The organism is Paraburkholderia madseniana, assembly GCF_009690905.1.
GTDB classification, from domain to species: domain Bacteria; phylum Pseudomonadota; class Gammaproteobacteria; order Burkholderiales; family Burkholderiaceae; genus Paraburkholderia; species Paraburkholderia madseniana.
Genome location: NZ_VOSW01000151.1, coordinates 1 through 17,174 on the forward strand (window position 1 = coordinate 1; position 17,174 = coordinate 17,174).

At 59.4% G+C, this 17,174-nt stretch carries 13 protein-coding genes and 2 pseudogenes; 12 read left to right on the forward strand and 3 right to left on the reverse strand.

Features of this window, described 5'->3' with window-relative positions; translation table 11 throughout:
• Positions 1–142: 142 nt before the first annotated feature.
• Positions 143–490, forward strand: a pseudogene (locus FSO04_RS41860) (transposase); the annotation flags it as partial.
• Between the two features lie 64 nt (positions 491–554).
• Positions 555–1,278, forward strand: a protein-coding gene (locus tag FSO04_RS41865) for an IS6 family transposase (RefSeq protein WP_154567241.1) whose coding sequence is annotated in 2 segments (ribosomal slippage) — positions 555–1,112 and positions 1,114–1,278 — 723 coding nt in all. Because the reading frame shifts where the segments join, the coding sequence is not laid out codon by codon here.
• A 399-nt stretch (positions 1,279–1,677) separates the two neighbouring features.
• Here FSO04_RS41865 and FSO04_RS41870 read toward each other — a convergent pair.
• Positions 1,678–2,412 carry an IS6 family transposase gene (locus tag FSO04_RS41870; RefSeq protein WP_233465234.1) on the reverse strand — a complete coding sequence of 245 codons (735 nt, stop codon included), beginning with the start codon at positions 2,410–2,412 and terminating at the stop codon, positions 1,678–1,680.
• A gap of 2,280 nt (positions 2,413–4,692) precedes the next feature.
• Here FSO04_RS41870 and FSO04_RS41875 point away from each other — a divergent pair.
• From FSO04_RS41875 to FSO04_RS41885, 3 genes are all read left to right on the forward strand, one after another.
• On the forward strand, positions 4,693–5,337 hold the full coding sequence (locus tag FSO04_RS41875; protein WP_154567242.1) for an AidA/PixA family protein: 645 nt from the start codon (positions 4,693–4,695) through the stop codon (positions 5,335–5,337).
• A gap of 477 nt (positions 5,338–5,814) precedes the next feature.
• Complete coding sequence (locus tag FSO04_RS41880; protein WP_199203104.1) at positions 5,815–6,726, forward strand: hypothetical protein; 912 nt, start codon at positions 5,815–5,817, stop codon at positions 6,724–6,726.
• A gap of 205 nt (positions 6,727–6,931) precedes the next feature.
• Positions 6,932–7,516 carry an RES family NAD+ phosphorylase gene (locus FSO04_RS41885; protein ID WP_233465258.1) on the forward strand — a complete coding sequence of 195 codons (585 nt, stop codon included), beginning with the start codon at positions 6,932–6,934 and terminating at the stop codon, positions 7,514–7,516.
• Positions 7,517–7,943: 427 nt separating this feature from the next.
• Here FSO04_RS41885 and FSO04_RS41890 read toward each other — a convergent pair whose 3' ends face one another.
• Together FSO04_RS41890 and FSO04_RS48045 are read right to left on the reverse strand one after the other, a co-directional pair.
• Positions 7,944–8,489 carry an inclusion body family protein gene (locus tag FSO04_RS41890; RefSeq protein WP_154567244.1) on the reverse strand — a complete coding sequence of 182 codons (546 nt, stop codon included), beginning with the start codon at positions 8,487–8,489 and terminating at the stop codon, positions 7,944–7,946.
• 366 nt (positions 8,490–8,855) lie between these two features.
• Positions 8,856–9,053, reverse strand: a pseudogene (locus FSO04_RS48045) (acetoacetate decarboxylase family protein); the annotation flags it as partial.
• A 270-nt stretch (positions 9,054–9,323) separates the two neighbouring features.
• On the opposite strand from FSO04_RS48045, the gene FSO04_RS48430 reads away from it, so the two are divergent.
• The 7 genes from FSO04_RS48430 to FSO04_RS41925 form a co-directional block, all read left to right on the forward strand.
• Positions 9,324–9,485 (forward strand): PhzF family phenazine biosynthesis protein, encoded by a 162-nt coding sequence (locus FSO04_RS48430; RefSeq protein ID WP_267905087.1) that lies wholly within the window; start codon positions 9,324–9,326, stop codon positions 9,483–9,485.
• A 38-nt stretch (positions 9,486–9,523) separates the two neighbouring features.
• The gene (locus FSO04_RS41900; RefSeq protein WP_267905088.1) at positions 9,524–10,099 is read left to right on the forward strand and encodes a PhzF family phenazine biosynthesis protein; all 576 of its coding nucleotides are present in this window, start codon (positions 9,524–9,526) and stop codon (positions 10,097–10,099) included.
• A 579-nt stretch (positions 10,100–10,678) separates the two neighbouring features.
• A complete protein-coding gene (locus FSO04_RS41905) occupies positions 10,679–12,280 on the forward strand; it encodes a hypothetical protein (RefSeq protein WP_154567245.1) in 1,602 nt (533 codons plus the stop codon).
• Between the two features lie 85 nt (positions 12,281–12,365).
• A complete protein-coding gene (locus FSO04_RS41910) occupies positions 12,366–13,115 on the forward strand; it encodes a hypothetical protein (RefSeq protein ID WP_154567246.1) in 750 nt (249 codons plus the stop codon).
• 26 nt (positions 13,116–13,141) lie between these two features.
• On the forward strand, positions 13,142–14,527 hold the full coding sequence (locus tag FSO04_RS41915) for a hypothetical protein (RefSeq protein ID WP_154567247.1): 1,386 nt from the start codon (positions 13,142–13,144) through the stop codon (positions 14,525–14,527).
• A 55-nt stretch (positions 14,528–14,582) separates the two neighbouring features.
• Positions 14,583–16,322, forward strand: a complete 1,740-nt coding sequence (locus FSO04_RS48050; RefSeq protein ID WP_233465268.1) for a hypothetical protein — start codon at positions 14,583–14,585, stop codon at positions 16,320–16,322.
• Positions 16,323–16,579: 257 nt separating this feature from the next.
• On the forward strand, positions 16,580–17,174 hold a 595-nt coding region (locus tag FSO04_RS41925), incomplete at its 3' end, for a hypothetical protein (RefSeq protein WP_199203105.1).

Below are 17,174 nucleotides of genomic sequence, written 5' to 3' on the forward strand. Positions count from 1 at the left end.
TCACCAACTCCTTGCGTGTCGTCATGCTGATTTGCCTCGTCACCTCGTGCTGCTCCTGCCGGACAATCCGGCTGGTAGCAAACTACGTGAGGCAACAGGTCAGCACGAGTTGCAATTCAGATGAGTCGATGCGCCGGCCAAGATGTTTGTCGGTAAACCGGACTTCCTGCTTGACGCTATCCAGGAGGGAGATTTCTTCCAGCATCCGCTGCGAGAACAGATCAATCTGAAACATCCGCTGGTGCGCCTGACTGACCCGATCAACTGGGATCGGCTGGGTGTGACGATGAGCGTGAGCTTCGTGTCGGGCAAAGGTCGACCGGCGAGTTCGCCGCGCCTGATCGCGGGGCTGCTGTATTTGCAGCACGCGTTCGATCTGTCCGATGAAGAGGTCGTCTGGCAATGGGTGGAGAACCCGTATTGGCAGGTGTTCACCGGCGAGACCTATTTGCAGACAGAACCGCCGATCGACCCGCCAAGCCTGACGCGAGGTTCTTTTGCAGTAACGTGGTAGAAGTAAAATTCGAAGCCGAAAGAAACGCTTTGGGCCCACAATGAAGACAGCACTGACGCCACGCGAGACGCTTGCTCCGGGCATTGCCAAGGTTCTCAAGCGGCTGCACTATCCGCTTGAAGTGATGCTGCTGTGCGTGCGATGGTACGTGGCCTATTCGCTGAGTCTTCGCAATCTCGAGGAAATGCTGGCTGAACGCGACATTGGCGTCGATCATTCGACGGTGCATAGCTGGGTCATCAAATTGTTGCCGCTGTTCGAAAAGACGTTTCGCAAGCACAAGCGTCCGGTGGGCAAGAGCTGGCGGGTTGATGAAACCTATATCAAGGTCAAGGGCTCGTGGAAGTATCTTTACAGGGCAGTGGACAAAGCGGGCAACACAATCGATTTTCTGTTCAGGGCCAAGCGGGACAAGGCCGCTGCCCGACGCTTTTTCGAAAAGGCAATCAATCAGAACGGCTCGCCCGAGACGGTGACCATCGACAGGAGCGGCTCCAATCTGGCCGCGCTTAATGCGATCAATGCCGAGCGCGAGACACCCATCAAGGTTCGTCAGATCAAGTATCTGAACAACATTGTCGAGCAGGACCATCGGGCGAATCAAACGACGAATCCGACCGATGCTCGGGTTCAAGGATTTCAACTGCGCGCGCGTTATTCTGAGCGGCATTGAGTTGATGCACATGATCAGGAAAGGGCAGATGAAATGCCTAGGCAAAACTGCACCATCCGCCGCCGAGCAATTCTACTCGTTGGCAATGTAAGTCATCCTGATTTTATCGGTATTTCGTCGCCTTACCGCCCTTGTCACGACAGAACCTCCTCGCGTGCCAGGTCGGACGCAACACCAGGATTTGACCCAACGTACCTCAGCGTACGTCACGAAAATTAGAGCAAAATTAGCCAGCGCACCGTAATGGCGGCGTCTTAAGCCGTACGCGGCCAACGTTCGCAGTGCTTGAGGAGGCACAGCTTGCACGCAAGATCAGGCATCGATTGAGGCGGCGCTGGGAACTGGCTCAACGTCGTGCGAGAAATGATCTCGGCGTGGGCTGCCTTTTGTCACGCATCGACGCGTTGCGCCCTATGTGACGGGAGAGTGGTCGGCCCGGCACTGTCAACTTGCGGAACTTCGTCGATGTTGATGGATGAGGCACTGTAGCTCAGAAAGCATTCGACGGAGTTTGGGTGACATTGGCAAATTCGTGCCATGCGGTGAACCGGGCCGCGAGGTGTTTGCGATAAAGAGAAGCGCGCAGCAGATGTCGTTTCAGTGCGAAGTGCTGACGGATCGTACCGAAGCTCGACAGGAAAGCCTGCGTGCGCTTCGGGTCGCGAAAGCCTCGCATACGCCGCTCGCCCTCCGCGTGGGCTGATGGCTGTTCTCTGCGCGATTGTTGACACGGGCCGCAGCCTTGGCGAACACACGCTTCATGTTTGCCAATTCCGGGATGTCGGCTTTCGCTGCCGGATAGCTGCGCAATTGATCGGTAACGATCTTGCGTGGCGCCGGGTTTTGAGCGCAGCACACGCTTGAAGAAACGTTTGGCGGCGGCCTTGTCGCGCCGCTTTTGCAGCAAGATGTCGAGTTCGACGCCGTGCTCGTCGACTGCCCGCCAAAGCAGGTACGGTTCGCCACGCAGGGTGACGAACATCTCATCGAGGTGCCACGTGCTACCCGGCTTGCAGCGCGCCGCTTTCACCCGTTGGGCAAAGCCCGCGCCGAACTTCTCGCACCAGCGGCGAATCGTCTCGTAGCTGACCGTCACGCCGCGCTCGAACAGCAATTCTTCAATGTCGCGCAGGCTGAGCTGGAACCGAAAGTACCACCGCGCCGCATGGCTGATGACCGTCGCCGGGAACCGGTGGCCGTAATAAAGCGATTTCGTTTTCGTCATCGCATCATGTTACGCGGACACCCCGTCCAACGTGACAGCGCCCGATAACCCCATCTTGCACGCAGTAAGAAAAAATCCCCGAGGGCAGGTTTCTCCGGGCACAGAGATGGTTCGTCGTTTGGCCACAGGCGTAGTCTGCGGGTCGCAGCACCCGGTGTACAGTGCTCAGGCGACTCTCATGCAATGCGTCGGAAGTTCCTTCGCATCCTGATGCTCCTTATGAAAGATCTCCTTTAGTCCGCCTGGGAAAGTGTCCGGGCCGTGGATATACAGCGAGATTCCGCTAAAGCTGCCCTTGCCGATGCCCGGATTGCGGGCGCCTCTGCGGTACCGCGTTCGCCTTCGCCTGCGGAAAACGGGGTTCCGGGCCACTGCGAGAGCCGTTGCATGCCACGATGCAATGTACGCTCCCGCGGGCGACCAGCCCTCGTGTTGCCATCCTGGAAGGCGCTCAACATGGACGGAGCCATTCGCGCCTCCACCAGCCTCCGACTGACCAGGCAGCACCCCGGCACATATCGCAGACAGGCATCGGAGCACGCTCCGCTCACCACTCCAACGTTCAGGATTGCTGCCCGCACACGATCAGATCTGCTCGCGCGTGTTGAAATTGCCCTGAACCAGCTTCCGCGCGTCGCCTCCAACTGTGCTGTAACCGCGACAGATATCCCGTCAGTCTTCATCGTCGCCGCTCAGGACATTGCTCGCCCTGTAATCGCCACGACGAACCCGCACAGTCTCACCAGACCGGTTTCGCCTCGATGCGCCGCCAGCCTTGGACGACTGGCGAGACGCCCCCAACCGGGCTGCGTCCCCGACCGCGAAATACGCTTCCATCAAGGCACGTCCTTCCATCGCTTCATGCCGTAGCCGTTCCATGCACGTCGCCTGGTCAGGCTGGTCATTCTCAGACGCCATCATGCTGCGGCCGTAAGCGCTCTTTCTGATTCGCACTATCATTGCATATCCCCGTTTGCTATCCGAACTTCAGTACTGCATTTTTATCAGCGGTTGCCACAGTTCGGTCACCAGCCCCCGCACATCGGGGCGGGCAGCATGACCAGAATCAGGTCGTCCAGGAGCGCCGGCTCTGTCGATCCAGAAACAGGCCATAACGCGGCTGCAATTGACCTCGTTGCCACCCGCGTATCGCCTTGATCCCCATCTCTTCCCCGGGGCACCGCCGTCTTTCGCAAGAATCGTTGACTTCGAGATCCATCTGGCGAGCCGTGTCGTATCCAGACTGCCTTTGCGGACGATAGCCGCTGCGCTTCAAATCGCCAAGCTATCACTTTCGTCAGGTACTGGTGGAGGATCTGAGGCACGGGTGCCTGGATTGCCGCGCGAGATTCCGCGCGGCCAGGGACCTCGTGCTGTTGATGCGCAACGCGCATGAGAGCGTGAATGCAGGCATGGGCGCAGTGCGTGACCACGGTCGTATGGCGGCCGCCGCCAGGTTAGGCAGAGATCATCCCCTTCACGTTCCATCAGGAGGCGACGTTGATTCTGGCTTCAATGCTTTTATATACCGGCCTTAGGAAGCAGCAGCATGAAGAGCGATCCTCACCAGAAGGGCCACGCGAGCCGCCTGAAGCACAATGCCCATCTGAATATGCGGCAATACACATCGCGTCAGATGTTCGAAAACGAGAGCACCGAGCGCCATATGGCCAGGTATAAGCCCGTTCGTGACGGGAAATGCCAGATACCCGGGCGCAGCCACAGGTACCAGCGTCACTTTGATCATCCCGGTCCATTCGAAGCATGTATCGCGCCTGTTGACGTGGCGGATGAGCCCGGCCTCTTCCAGCAGGCTCTCGGAGGACTGCTGATCACCTTGAAGTGCAGATGGAGCCGGCTTCGCGGCGTGCCGCAAAGAAGTGCTTCAGGACGCGCAGCATCTCATGCGTCCGGGCGAGGTTGCCGACCACCACGCGCAAGTCCGTTTCCTCGCCGCGACTTAGATACGGCTATATGGCTGCATAGCCAACGGCCTCTGAAGGCGAAAAAACCTCAGATGGCCTCGAACCGGGTTTCGTGAAACATGGACAGGGAAGTTCTCGCGCCGCCCGAAATTCTGGCACCTCTCCGCGCACGTCTCTCTTTGCCTATAGATAATCATAGGTTTCCTTCGATCAGACTTGTTCTATATTCGTCTCGAATCCCTTTGAACCTGACGGTCGCTTTTGCATCCCGTTTCGCCAAAGTGCGGCTTGATACGATCATTCCGGATGTGTCGTGCCGGCCACGTTAATTAACTTGATTATTTGGAATGGAACCATGTCTGATCCGAAACCGCAGTTCAAACCGCAAATTATTGACGTTGCGATCCTGGTTGATGCGCCGCGCATCATCTATCATTACGGGTCGAATAAAGCAAAGGATAACTTAAAGTTTAGCGATTATACGCAACTCGGGACAAAAGGCATGGGCGTTGGCTACGTCTACATGGCGACCACATGGTGGGATGCACAGGGAGAGGGAGGTTCGGAGCTAGACGTCTTTGGCACAAAGGGCAACACGATTCGGTGGCGCATGCAGACACTGTCGATGGGAGGCCGAGCCGATGGGTCGCTTGATGCAACGGCGCCCGTCGCGTATCAAGCCTTCATAAGGGGATTCGTGATTAGTCAGGGTGAGACCTGCATCACGGCCCCCGTGCAGAAAACAGAAACGGTCGACAGCTGGGGGGGCGATGAAGATGGCAAGGTGATTCGCAAAAAGGTCGTCGACGTATATTGGGAGGCTGAGGTCGTACAACCGGGAGCCGTGATATATCACACCCCGTTTAACATCTTCTGCAATTGTCCAGGGTGCAGTGATAACGGTGACGGTGGCGACGATAATGGTACCGGCGGTGGCGGAGGCGGCGGGAATGGCTGCGGCGGCTATCAGCATGATCCGTGGATTACGGCGCAGCAGTAGCGGTCGTCGTAACCTTCGATGCTCTGCAGTACTTCGCGCGGCGAGGTTCAAATCTGGGTAACACGCGCGGGGGCCGATGAGTCGATAATGGCGGTCCATTTTTTTCCGTCGTGATGCGTGCATGAATCGATCCTCCAGCGCGGCAGCGAAGCTGCCTGAACATGAACGTCAAGACCTGGCGGTTCGGGCGTTGGCGGGATCCGGGACGATCAGCGCGCTGACCGCCCAGCACGGCGTGAGCCGCAAGTTCGTCTATCAGCAAACGGACAAGGCCCGCGCCGCGCTGGAAGACGCGTTCGCCCCGGCGGTGCCGGAGGATGACGTGCTGTTCGAGTTGCCGGTCAGCAAGCGGTGGCTGCGGCAGGTGACACTCGCGCTGACGCTGATCTACCGCAGCCCGTATCGCGGTGTGGTGGAGTTCATGCGCGACGTGCTGGGCGTGTCCACCAGCGTGGGCCAGGTTCACGACGTGCAGCAATGGGCCGCGCAGCAAGCGGGGTGCTCAACCGCGCGCAGGACCTGTCCGGCATTCGGGTGGGCCTGCACGACGAGATCTTCCAGGGCGCAAGGCCGGTGTTGGCGGGCGTCGATGCCGGGTCGACCTATTGTTATTTGCTGGCGGCCGAGGCCCATCGCGACGGCGACACCTGGGGTGTGCATCTGCTCGAGGCGGCGCAGCAGGGGCTGGCGCCCGACTACACGATTGCCGATGCCGGCCGGGGCTTGCGCGCCGGGCAGAAGGCCGCCTGGGGCGACACGCCTTGCCATGGCGATGTGTTTCACATCGAGCACCAGGGCGAGACGCTCGCCAACACGCCGGGCAATCTCGCCCGCGACATCCGCACGCTGACTGAATGGCTGCGTCATGACATTCTGTCGCTGGCGGGGCCGTGCCTCGCCACGCGCCAGGCGCTGTTTGACTTCATCGTCGAGCAGCTGCGTGAGCGCGAAGCGCCCGATGTGCGCCGCATCCGCCCGGTACGCATCGCGCTGCAGAACCAGCGCGATGACCTGCTCGCGTTCGCCGGCGTGCTCGATGGGAAGCTCGCCGCGATCGCGCAGCGCGCCCGCGTCCCGGAGAAGCTCGTACGCGCCGCGTGCGTGCTGCACCGCAAGCCGCGCACCTTGCCGGCGTACTGGCAGGGCTGGGGCCGGTTGCGCGCCGGGCTGGGCGGCCAGTTCCATGCCGTGTTCGCCGCAGTGTCCGAGGCGATGGCCCACACGCCGCGCAGCAGTTCACTGGTGGAGAACCTCAATTCGCGGCTGCGCAACTATTTCACGCTGCGTCCATCTGGGCAACGCGTACCTCGACCTGCTGCGCTTCTTTTTCAATCATCGCCGCTTCGTGCGCAGCCGCCGGGCCGAGCGCCAAGGCAAGAGTCCATGTGAGTTGATGTGCGGGCGGGACTACCCGCACCGGCTCACGATGCTCGGACTCGGAGCGCTTCAACCGCAGCAGGCCTGAGCCCCGGAGGTCCATCGCCAAGGCCTCCAACTCACTCGGACTGCTTATCATCTCACCGCGCTGCCAGCGGTGCGACACAGCTCGTCCGTGTTACCCAAAATCAGCGTTTTTCGAACCACGCCCGGCGACGTGTTTCATGTCATTCACGACACCGCGTATGCGCCCGAGAGCTTCAATCCCGGCGTGACGGATACCGGGGCGCTGCGCAATCTCACGCGTTTTGCCCCGGTGCGCGACGCGGCTGGCAAGGTCGTGCCGTATCTATACGGCGGCTCGTCGCTTGACTGCGCGATTTTCGAGACGATCTTCCATAACGTGCCGGTCGATGCGCCGGACAAGTTTGTAGACCTGGACGGGTGCGCCCAGCGCGGTCACGGGCAGGTGGTGCCCGCGCGCGACCTCAAACTGGCCGACCTGACGACAGACGGTCTGCACCGGCTGAAAGTGTCGAAAGCCGAACTGATCGGGAGTGCGCCCACCGACTACCTCCAGACGGCACTGTGCGCCCAGGCCATTCACCACCAGTATCCAGACGCGGACGGGCTGCTACGGGTGTCCCGCCAGCCGGACCGCGACCGGGCGCTGATGGTTTTCGGCGACCGTGTCGACGAGAGCCTCTCGGGCCGGCCCGTTGGCGGCGCCCTGAAAGTCAACGATGCGCTGCGGCAGTCGATCCTTGGCATTGCACTGCGGGCCGGCATTGAGGTTTCCTGATCGACGGTGAGCTTCAACAATGCGTTGTCATCGGACCCGGCAAGGACGAAGACAGGGACCTCGATCTGTGCGACCATATTGTCGCGGTCTTCGCGAAAATCCGGATGCGTCGCGTCGGGCGCGGAAAGGACGGTTCCGGCGACGCGCACTTGTTCCTCGAGGCGCCCATCGTGCAGTTGTGGTTGTTGCGCTCATCGGGTATGGGTCCTTCTGCGTGGCGAAACGCCGACGCGGTGCGTCCGCCGGGTGACGGTCATTTCCAGGGTATCGGTCTAGCCCGAAGTTTTGGATCGGGACGCCATCGATTGCAGTCCTGATTAATCAATATTTTTGTAGCGCGCCCGTTCATGCAGCGATACACGCGCGCGTAGCCGGGTGGCACCGCCCTTCGCATCGAGAGGGCGATACCCTGGGAGTTACCGCTCGCTTAAGCGACCGTAATGGTCGGATCCCAGTAGCAATAGCCCTTCAGCTTTTGCGTCTCGCCGTCGTCTGCCAGCGTGTACACCGCCATGCGAACCAGAAAGGCTTCCGTGCCTTTCGTTGCCACTTTCGCGTCGAAGCTCGAGAAATTGGCGGGCTTGTTGACGGCTGGCAGGCCATTTCTGCCCGGCGACTTGTCGTTAGGCATCGCAGCACCGTCGCGCGTAATCGAGTTGTATTCGAATTCGTTGAATACGTTCGTCGACGGATTGCCGCGCGGCACGATCCCGTAGATGACGACTGCGGAGTCCGAGTTTCCGTAGACAGACGTGCCCATGAAGCAAACGTCGTCACCTACATTGGCCTGAAACTTGATGTCGGCACCGCCTTGCCCGGTTACGGCGCCGCGCGAACCGACGCACACCATGTACTGGCAGTCGTGCGCGAGGCCGGTCGGATTGTTCGGATCCTGGCTGAGAGTCGAGTGGTCCTGCAACAGCTTGTCGGTATCGATTACAACCATAATGTTGATCTGCTGGGTCGACGACATAAAACCTCCTGGTACGCACGTTTAGTGGAACGGTCTGGCGATGTTTGCATCGCGGCGTTCATACTGAACCGGTAGAGGATCTCTGGACACTATACGTTCGTCTAGGTCGCTCAATCTACCTGCCGGGGCACGCTTATCGCGTCAATAATCCACAGTGTTAAACGGGCTGCCGCGTTCGGAAAAATGCGGAGTGGACGAAGTTCACGAGGACTGCGTGCAGTTGAATGCGTGCACCGTATCGGCAAGCCACGCCGCATTTCGTGAAATCACAGACTCGACTTTTCGAGAATCACGCGACAATTCTTTGCTTCGCTCGCGGTCACGCCAACGAGTTCGACGCCGCCGTATGCAAACCCGACAAGGGGCAGTGCAAGCGCCAAAGCCGGCCGAATCCGGCAGGCGGATGAATTCGAACATGACGAGGGGATTGCGTACATCGACCTCGAGCGGCACCGGGACCAGTTCGCGCAGTTTTCGCGGATCGGTGCGGTAGGTGATGATCAGGAATTTGCGGTCGACAAACCGATAGGGGCCAGGCGAATAGGCTGGGCTCGTCAGCGAAATGGAATAGGCGCGTTATTTGACTTCGTTGACGTTCATGGAGCTGGATCATCGGTAACTCCCTGGGCGACCTGTTGCGCGTGGGCGCCAGTGGCCGTGAACAAAGAGAGGGATCCTAGCTGTTTGCGGCGCGAATGTTGATGGGCCGGAATCCTCTTTCGGGTTGGGCGATGGCCTGGTAGTCGGGGCGGCGTTTTATGTCACAGTGCAATCCGGGACGCGGTATCCGGACCGTCTCCACAACAATTACACTTGCGAAAAGAAGAGGTTTCGATGAAACGCCGTTACGTGACTGCAGATGTTTTCTCCCCTATTGCATTCGAAGGAAACCCGGTCGCGGTCGTGCTGGATGCGGAAGGCTTGTCAACGCGGCAGATGCAGCGGATCGCAGCACGCAGGCAGCTACAACGGGCGAATCGTTACCTGACACGCTGATATTCGACGAAGCCGGTGGGCTCGTGCCGGTGCGGCAGATGAAAGAGGGCGATACGGTGGTGGGTGGCGAACTGGTCGCACCGGAACCGTTATCGCGACGCTCGGAAGTGCCGGCAGAACAGGTTGCGGCGTGTCTGTCGCTGGATGTCGACGACATCCGGACTGACGGGCACCCACCTCAGGTGGTTTCGGTGGGATTACCGTTTCTGGTGGCGGAACTCGCGTCGCGCGACGCACTGCGTCGTTGCAGTCCCAATCCGGTCACCTACAAAGCGACGCTGCCGCTCGATGGTGCTGTGTCGGTCTACGCTTATACGCGGGATGTTGGCCTCGACTGCGCGGAGGGCGCATGCGATTTACAGGCGCGCATGTTTACGCCGCGCATGACCGAAGACCCGGCGACCGGGAGCGCCACTGCTGCGACCGTTGCATTGCTGGCGACGCTGCGCGCTGTTCCGCAGTTGACCCTGCGCGTGCAACAGGGCGTTGATATGGGCCGTCCCAGCCTGCTTGTTGCCAGCTTCGACGCGTCGAGTGGCGTGCCTGCCGTACGAGTGGGCGGCAGGTGCGTTACCGTCATGACCGGCACGTTCTCGCTCGTAGGCGAGGCATAAAGGGGACGACGCAACGGTCGAGCTAACGCGGAAATCACCGCGAGCGGTCCAGGCGGTTATTTGCGCGTTCAGCGCAGATATCCGCCATGGTCAGCGTAAAAACACAAAAAAGCCTGGCAGTACCATCGAAAGCAGTTCGACCATCAAGACCGTGAATTCCCGGAATCTCGCGGCACAAAAATACGGTCGACTCATCCGACCCCAAGACGATTTAGGCCCGTGCCCATAGACCTCGGCGGCGTCGATCGGGAAAATACGCTCCTGTTCTGACGAGGCCGGACTATCCGCTGCATACCCGATTGTCCCCATGCTTTCCCATCCCTGTCCACTATGAGTTTTTATAGTTCCCGACGCTAACGCTCGCCACGAGAATCATCTGGCGAAATTGATCAAGATCGGGAGCGGAGGGCGGGACATCGTCGTGATGGCACTGCACCAGCCGGGGCGCCGAAGATGTTTCGTTATACGTACGACATATGCACTGCCGCGCCGCTCTGGGCTTGCTTCGCTTTCGTAACGATTTACTTCCGCGTTCAGGCGCGGCTTTCGCGTAGGTACCACTCATGAGGGGAAGTCAAAATGGCTATTAGCGGAGCAATCTCACTCGACCCCACCGACGGTTCTATTGTCTATAGGACCGAGCTGCGCAAGATTACTGCGACCTTGCAGACAGCCGGCGGCAACATTCCTGCTGGCACAATGCTGGCCTTCGGCAGGCAAGGCCTTTTGATTCCACTGAACCAACCTGGTCAGGACCGTAAGGACTCGTCGCGCTTTACCGTTACGATAAACCCTCAGGATCCTACGAAAGGCACGGTGGTCTTTTATGTCGATGTTCAGGAGGACGCAGTTACGGCTCAGCTAACGGCGACCGCGACGGATTCGAGAGGCGTCCCTCTCAACTGGATCACAAAAAATGTCGCCAACTATGTCGGCCATAAATTGACTGCCCTCGTCACAGGTCCGGATAAAATCGCCGTGCCTGTTGCGCCCGATGATCTTCAGACGCCGGCGAATCCCGAGTACACAGTGGCATTCTCCGTAACCGTCACCGATGACGACGCTAATAATGCGCCGGTCGTGGGCGGCCTGGCGAACTGGTATTACACGATGGGCAACGACATTTTCGACAATATGAATGGTTTTGCCCACCAGAACGATACGCTGCTACAGGCGCTCAAGCCCGTACAGGCAATGGGAGCGCGTTCAACGGGGAAAATGTTCACTACGACGACGGATGCGAATGGCAAAGCCACTCTTTTCCTCGTGTCGAAGAGTAAAAACACGTTCGCAACCAATGTCGAGGTGGGCGGCGGCATTGGTCTCATTGGTGGCGGAAGCTTTATGGTCGTCGATTTCGAAGGCACCGCGGTCGACACCGCTCCGATACCCCAAGGGCTCAACGGAAATTCGGTTCACTTCCCCGACATCGACGGACCCGATGTGCTCGTCACCGTACCGCCCTATGCTGGGGCCGTCTCTACCGATAATATTTATTTGTTCATCAATAGAATCTATTCCTACCAATTCAACTGGGGGGAAGCAGGCGGCGTCGCGGACAACGCAAGTTTCAAGAAAGCCAATGCCTACACCGACACCGCTTCGGGCGGCACCGGCGAGCAAAACACCTTGCGCTTCGTGGTGGCGACCTCGGACGGCGTCGCCTCGACTTCGGCCCCGTCGTGGTTTTATGGCGCCGGGTCCCAGGGTCTCAATGAGCCGGACCAGGGCCTGCCCCGCGTTCTTGACCAGCTGTCTATCAACGGCGTCGACAACGTCATCAATGCCAACGTCGTCACTGTGCCAACCGTCGATCTAAACGTGCCGCTCCTTCAGTCTAACTGGACTCCCGCTCTCAACGATAAAGTCGTTGTCACGATTTACCTGAACGGCTGGGACAGGGACGGCGATATGAGGCAGCCTGTCGCCATTCCGAGTTCGCAAACCGCATCGCAGGCCGACGTCACCGCTGGCTTCAAACTGATCTCCTTCGATTCGAGCGTGTTCGACGGCTGGGGCAGGGAAAACTATTCGCCGTTCCGCGACGGCACGTTCTTTGCCGAATATACGCTGACCACCGTGGACGGCCTGACGACGAAACGCTCGCAGATCTACAGCGTACCGCTCAACACCATCGGGCCGGGCGGTGCCGCGAGCAAAACGCAAAAAGCGAAGCCCTGACGACATTGCCGGGCAGCCGCAAGGTTGAACATGTGTTGAGATACCCCGCTCGTTGCGGCGGGGTTATTCATTATGGAGAGTGGTTATGACCGAAAGCAGGAGCGCGGCAGACGCGGGCGCAGTAACAGTCCCTCTGCAATTAACCACGACACAGAATGCGGCCTATACGTCCAGCGATCTCCCTGACCTGAGTCCGTGCAACTGGGCCACGGTCTACGGCCCGGAGGGCCATACGGTCGATTGCTCCGTGGGCAGCGGCGGCGAAATCTGGTCGCCAGACGGAAAAACATCGTATGGCACGGGGCCTTATTCCCCCACGCTGGAATTCGATCCCAACGTGAAGCATGGGCTCGCACGATTCAGGATTACCGCCAAAGATTCTACGTTCGCCGCCGCGGAGAAACTGCTGGCCGTCACGGTCTTCGCTCAGGACCGTCAGGACCCGAGCAATCAGGCTCCTGCCGGGTCAGCGACCTTTCAGGAATTTTATGATGGCGGCGACACGCATTTCGTCGGCTACAACTATACGTCCGGCGCGCCCAACGATGGCGTCACACCCTGTTCCGTCTACATGCAGGTGGATCCCGAGGTGGATGGTAAGGACCGGATCACTTACGTGCTGGTCACTGTCGATGGTCATGCGACGATCAAAAATGCAGACCCCCAATATCCGCAGTGGCGCAAAGTCCCATTGAGCAGCGACGGCTGCGCCACGGTCGACATCCTGGACAAGACTGTCGAAGTGGTCAATGTGACGTTGGGCCTGCCGCAATCGCCCGACAGCGACTCCATCGGGCCATTTCAGACCGGCTTTACCGTATTTTCGAAGACGTGAGCATTTCGCACAGCCGGAGATTTTCCATGGAAAACATGATGGAAAAGAAAATTGCCCGACCCGTTGTCGAGAATTGTCCGTGTCGCGCTTCCTGGTTGACGGGTCTGCCGCAGGCCCGTAATGGTGTCATCGACGTCAGCCTCGTGATCGCGGACAACGACAAGATCACGATACGTGCTGACCGCTGGGACCATATCGCCGCCGGCGATACGCTCGTCGGCTATTTCGACAGCACGGCGACTCAGCCAGATATCATCGATGACACGAGCCAGTCGTCTTACGACGTCGGGTTCGAGCCTTCCGAAATTCCGAACGGCACCTACAATGCCTGGTATTCGGTGGTCGATACCGACGGCAATTGCCGCCGTTCGCTTGGCAAGCAGGTCACGATCATCAACTCGAAGGCCGATACGCCGTCCGCGCCGATATTTCCCGCCGCCGACGACGGCGTGCTGTTTTATTCGTCGATCACCGGGTATGACGGTGCGCCGATCCGCGCGGAATATGCGTCGATCGCCAACGGCGACACAGTTACCTTCTATTGGACTGGCTTCGACGCAAATGGCAATCCGGTGCCGTCAGCCGCTTACACTTCGGATCACTTATCGGTTAAGGATGCCAGCAAAGGTTACATCGATGGCGCGATTCCGGCCGGGAACATCCTGAGCCTGGGTAATCTCGGCATGGGCGTCGCCTGGTACGAGGTGAAGACTCAGGCCGACAAGACATTCACTTCGCTCGACACCCAGGTCGAAATATCCTGGACCGACATCCGGGAATTGCAACTCAGCGTCACCAACGGGGCCGCCCATCCGAGCGACGATTACCCGCATCTTCGGCCCTGCAATCACGGCACGATCTTTGGGCCGCCGGGATGGCCGATCACAGCCTCGGTCACGACGGGAGCCGTCATCGCGGAAGCCACCAGCAAAGACCCGACGACGTATCAAACGATTCTCGACAAGGACGGTCTTGCGCACTTTCGCGTTTCGTCCCAAACCAAAAGCCTGATCACGGCCGTGGCGAGTTCCGCTACGCTCGCGGGCGCTTCGCCGGTCGCGAATATGACTTTCGATGAGTATTACGACGGCAGCGCCGGCGTCGAAGGCTACAACTATTCAACGCATGCACCGAGCGATGGCGTCACCCCCTGTTCCATCTACGCGGTGGTCGTTGCTTCGCTCAGGACCGACGGACTGACGGTCACCGTCGATGGCGGCGCACGGATCAAAAACGCCGATCCTGAGGATCCGCAGACTCGCGACGTTCCGTTGAACGATGACGGCTCCGCGAGCGTGGATATCACAGACACGACCGCGGAGACGGTGAATGTCACGATGTTCGTGCGGGGGCAGCCCGGGCCGCCCGTCAAGTTTCCACTTCAGTTCGTCACGTTTCCGCCGCCGCCATGATCGGCATGGAGCCGACAGACCCGGTGGTGAACCTATTTTTCTGGAGAGGTACCCGATGACCCGCATATCCGAGACGACATCGCAGATGAAACAGAGCAACACGGCCGCCGCGGACCTGGGGGTGCAACTGGGCTTTGATCCCAACGACTCTCCCGCAGACGGTCAAACGCCGAACGGCGCCATCGCGAAAGTCACACTGGACAACCTGCTGAAACAGGGATACGGCGTCCTGTTGAAGATCACCACGGGCTCCGCGAGCTTCCAGAATGCGAATCCAGGCACCAACGGCAAAGCGATCACGCTGACGACCGGCGCCATGGGCCGCGTGACAGCGAACTTCACGGACCCTGTTGCCGAGCAAGACAACATGACGGCAACGGTCGTCACGGGTCCGGGTGGCAGTCCGATCGCTAATGGGCCGAGCGATACCAAACCGTATGTATTCGCACCGGCAATTTCAGACGTGTACAGCCTCGATCTGAAGGCGCTCGTGGATGGTGCGTCGGCAAACGGCAAGTCCGCCGATCAGGGCGAGGCCATCGTGACCGACAATGGCGGTTCGCTCGCTTCACCGGTGATCGTCAGGTTTGAGTTCACGCAGGGCGCGGCGAAATTCGTGCTGACCGGCGACACCAATATCCAGCCCGGTTCCAGCGAGCAGGTTCTCTATGTGAAGACGCACAGCGAGAACGGCAAGGACATCGCCAAAGCGTCCTTTACCGACAGTACCGCGGCCGGCGAGACCGTCACTCTCAAGGCCTCGCTGCCAGACCATCCGAAGGTTCAGCCCGCGACCCAGGACTTCAGCTTCCTGGCGCTGGCGCTGCACAATTACGCAATCGTTCTAATCCCGCAAGCGGACAACGCACGTGCCGACGGGAAATGGGACAATCTAGGCCGGGTCCTCATTACCGACAATGGCGTCAACGCGACGGCCCCGGTGGTCGTTAAATGCGAGTTCACACGCGGTTCGGCACACTTCGACTTGAGCACGACTACCAACGTGCTGTCCGGGTCGACGGATACGATCCTTTATGTGAACAGCTTTTTCGGGGGCGGTCTGGACTTCGCCGACGTCTTCTTCACCGACACGGTGACGGAAGTCGTCACGCTTAAGGTCTCGCTCAGAGACTATCCTGCCGTGACGCCGCAGACGCATGACTTCACGTTTACGCCCAACCACCCGATCCAGTTGTATGCGACACGCAATAATGCCCGTGCCTATTCCGACGAATGCAACAGCGTTCTGGCATCCGTTGGCGACAGCCCAGGAACGGTGGTTTTCACTTTGCCGGCCAGTAGCTCGGCATCCTTTGTCGACTCGTCCAACCCGAAATCCAAGGAGGTTACTGTCATTAACGGACTCGCGGATGCAAGCTTTACCAGCATCCGCGACGAGGACGTGACGCTAACGGCGACGCTGAAAGACGGACCGCTCGGCCCCGGGCAACTAGCCTTTACCTTCAGGTCCGAGACCTTCCAATACGATTTGTCGATCAACATGTCCGGCTACGCCGGTACAACCGCGGGCACTAATATCTATTTCTCGGGCCTCGACCAGGGTAGATACATCGTTCGGGCATCGCTTCCCCTGGCGAGCTCCGCCACGTTTCCAGCCCAGCAAACCGGCAGCTATTGGATGATCAATCCGAAGCTTTGCGAGGCCCATATCCAGACAGCCACCGTAGACCAGATCACAAGATGGGTTGACGTCGTCAACGCAGACGGCGTCGCTGTCTGCGCATGTGCGATAGACGTGCCGACCAAAGCTTCCGTGGCTAACGTCTCCGGATGAGACGAGATTGGTCTTTTTTCGTGTCACGACTTCGACCGCCTGTCCACTATGATTTTTTATAGGTTTTCAGATTTTATTTCCCGCTGAGAATCGCATTGTGGAAGTGGATCGGAACTCGCATCGGCATGCGCTGCCGGCGCTTTCCACATTTGGGGAGGGCCATTTTGGGCCGCGGCCCATGGGGTTTTCGGTGGGACGGGCCGATAATCCAAGGCTGCCGGCCGGTTCGACGGTGGGATACCTGGCTTTCGATACGCGTGTACGGCGATTCGATCGGTGCATTCAAGGTCGCGATTCGTCGACCTGCGGCGGCTGCAACTGCAGCTACCTTTGCCACGGGCGGACCAGTTACAGATCGACCGGAGCCTCGCGTCCAGTTCAGCAGCGGCGCTGAGCGCGCACTCATTGGCCGGGACTGTAAGACCGATTTAAAACCCGGAGTAGGGGACGAGGATCTCCGGCATCCGCTCGCTATTAATCAGGAATCCAGAAATATGTCAGGAAAAGAACATAAAGGCGTATCTCACTTCGAGCCGTCGAGCCAGACACAGAAAAATACCGATCGTTCTTCTCTACGGACTGCGCTCAACAAGACGGGCGCGGGTGATCTCGCGACGCCCGGCAATGGCTCGCGGCTGCCGTTGCACGAAACGGCAGTGGCCCTGTCGACGCATCCAGCGCGAATCACGGTACGCAGGCGCCGGATGTCGGATATCGCGGTCATGATTTTTGCTGCCGGTGCGATGGCGACGGCCTTTCCTTCACACTGTGTCGCCGCGTCTGCTGATGGCGGCGGTGCCGGCGCCACTTCCGCGGCTGGAGATGGCGGGGCCGGCGGCGGGGGCAACGAGG

Coding starts and splice junctions, on each gene's coding strand:
- FSO04_RS41870 (WP_233465234.1), bottom strand. CDS start 2,412: ATGACGAAAACGAAATCGCTTTATTACGGCCACCGGTTCCCGGCGACG.
- FSO04_RS41875 (WP_154567242.1), top strand. CDS start 4,693: ATGTCTGATCCGAAACCGCAGTTCAAACCGCAAATTATTGACGTTGCG.
- FSO04_RS41880 (WP_199203104.1), top strand. CDS start 5,815: ATGGGCCGCGCAGCAAGCGGGGTGCTCAACCGCGCGCAGGACCTGTCC.
- FSO04_RS41890 (WP_154567244.1), bottom strand. CDS start 8,489: ATGTCGTCGACCCAGCAGATCAACATTATGGTTGTAATCGATACCGAC.
- FSO04_RS48430 (WP_267905087.1), top strand. CDS start 9,324: ATGAAACGCCGTTACGTGACTGCAGATGTTTTCTCCCCTATTGCATTC.
- FSO04_RS41900 (WP_267905088.1), top strand. CDS start 9,524: ATGAAAGAGGGCGATACGGTGGTGGGTGGCGAACTGGTCGCACCGGAA.
- FSO04_RS41905 (WP_154567245.1), top strand. CDS start 10,679: ATGGCTATTAGCGGAGCAATCTCACTCGACCCCACCGACGGTTCTATT.
- FSO04_RS41910 (WP_154567246.1), top strand. CDS start 12,366: ATGACCGAAAGCAGGAGCGCGGCAGACGCGGGCGCAGTAACAGTCCCT.
- FSO04_RS41915 (WP_154567247.1), top strand. CDS start 13,142: ATGGAAAACATGATGGAAAAGAAAATTGCCCGACCCGTTGTCGAGAAT.
- FSO04_RS48050 (WP_233465268.1), top strand. CDS start 14,583: ATGACCCGCATATCCGAGACGACATCGCAGATGAAACAGAGCAACACG.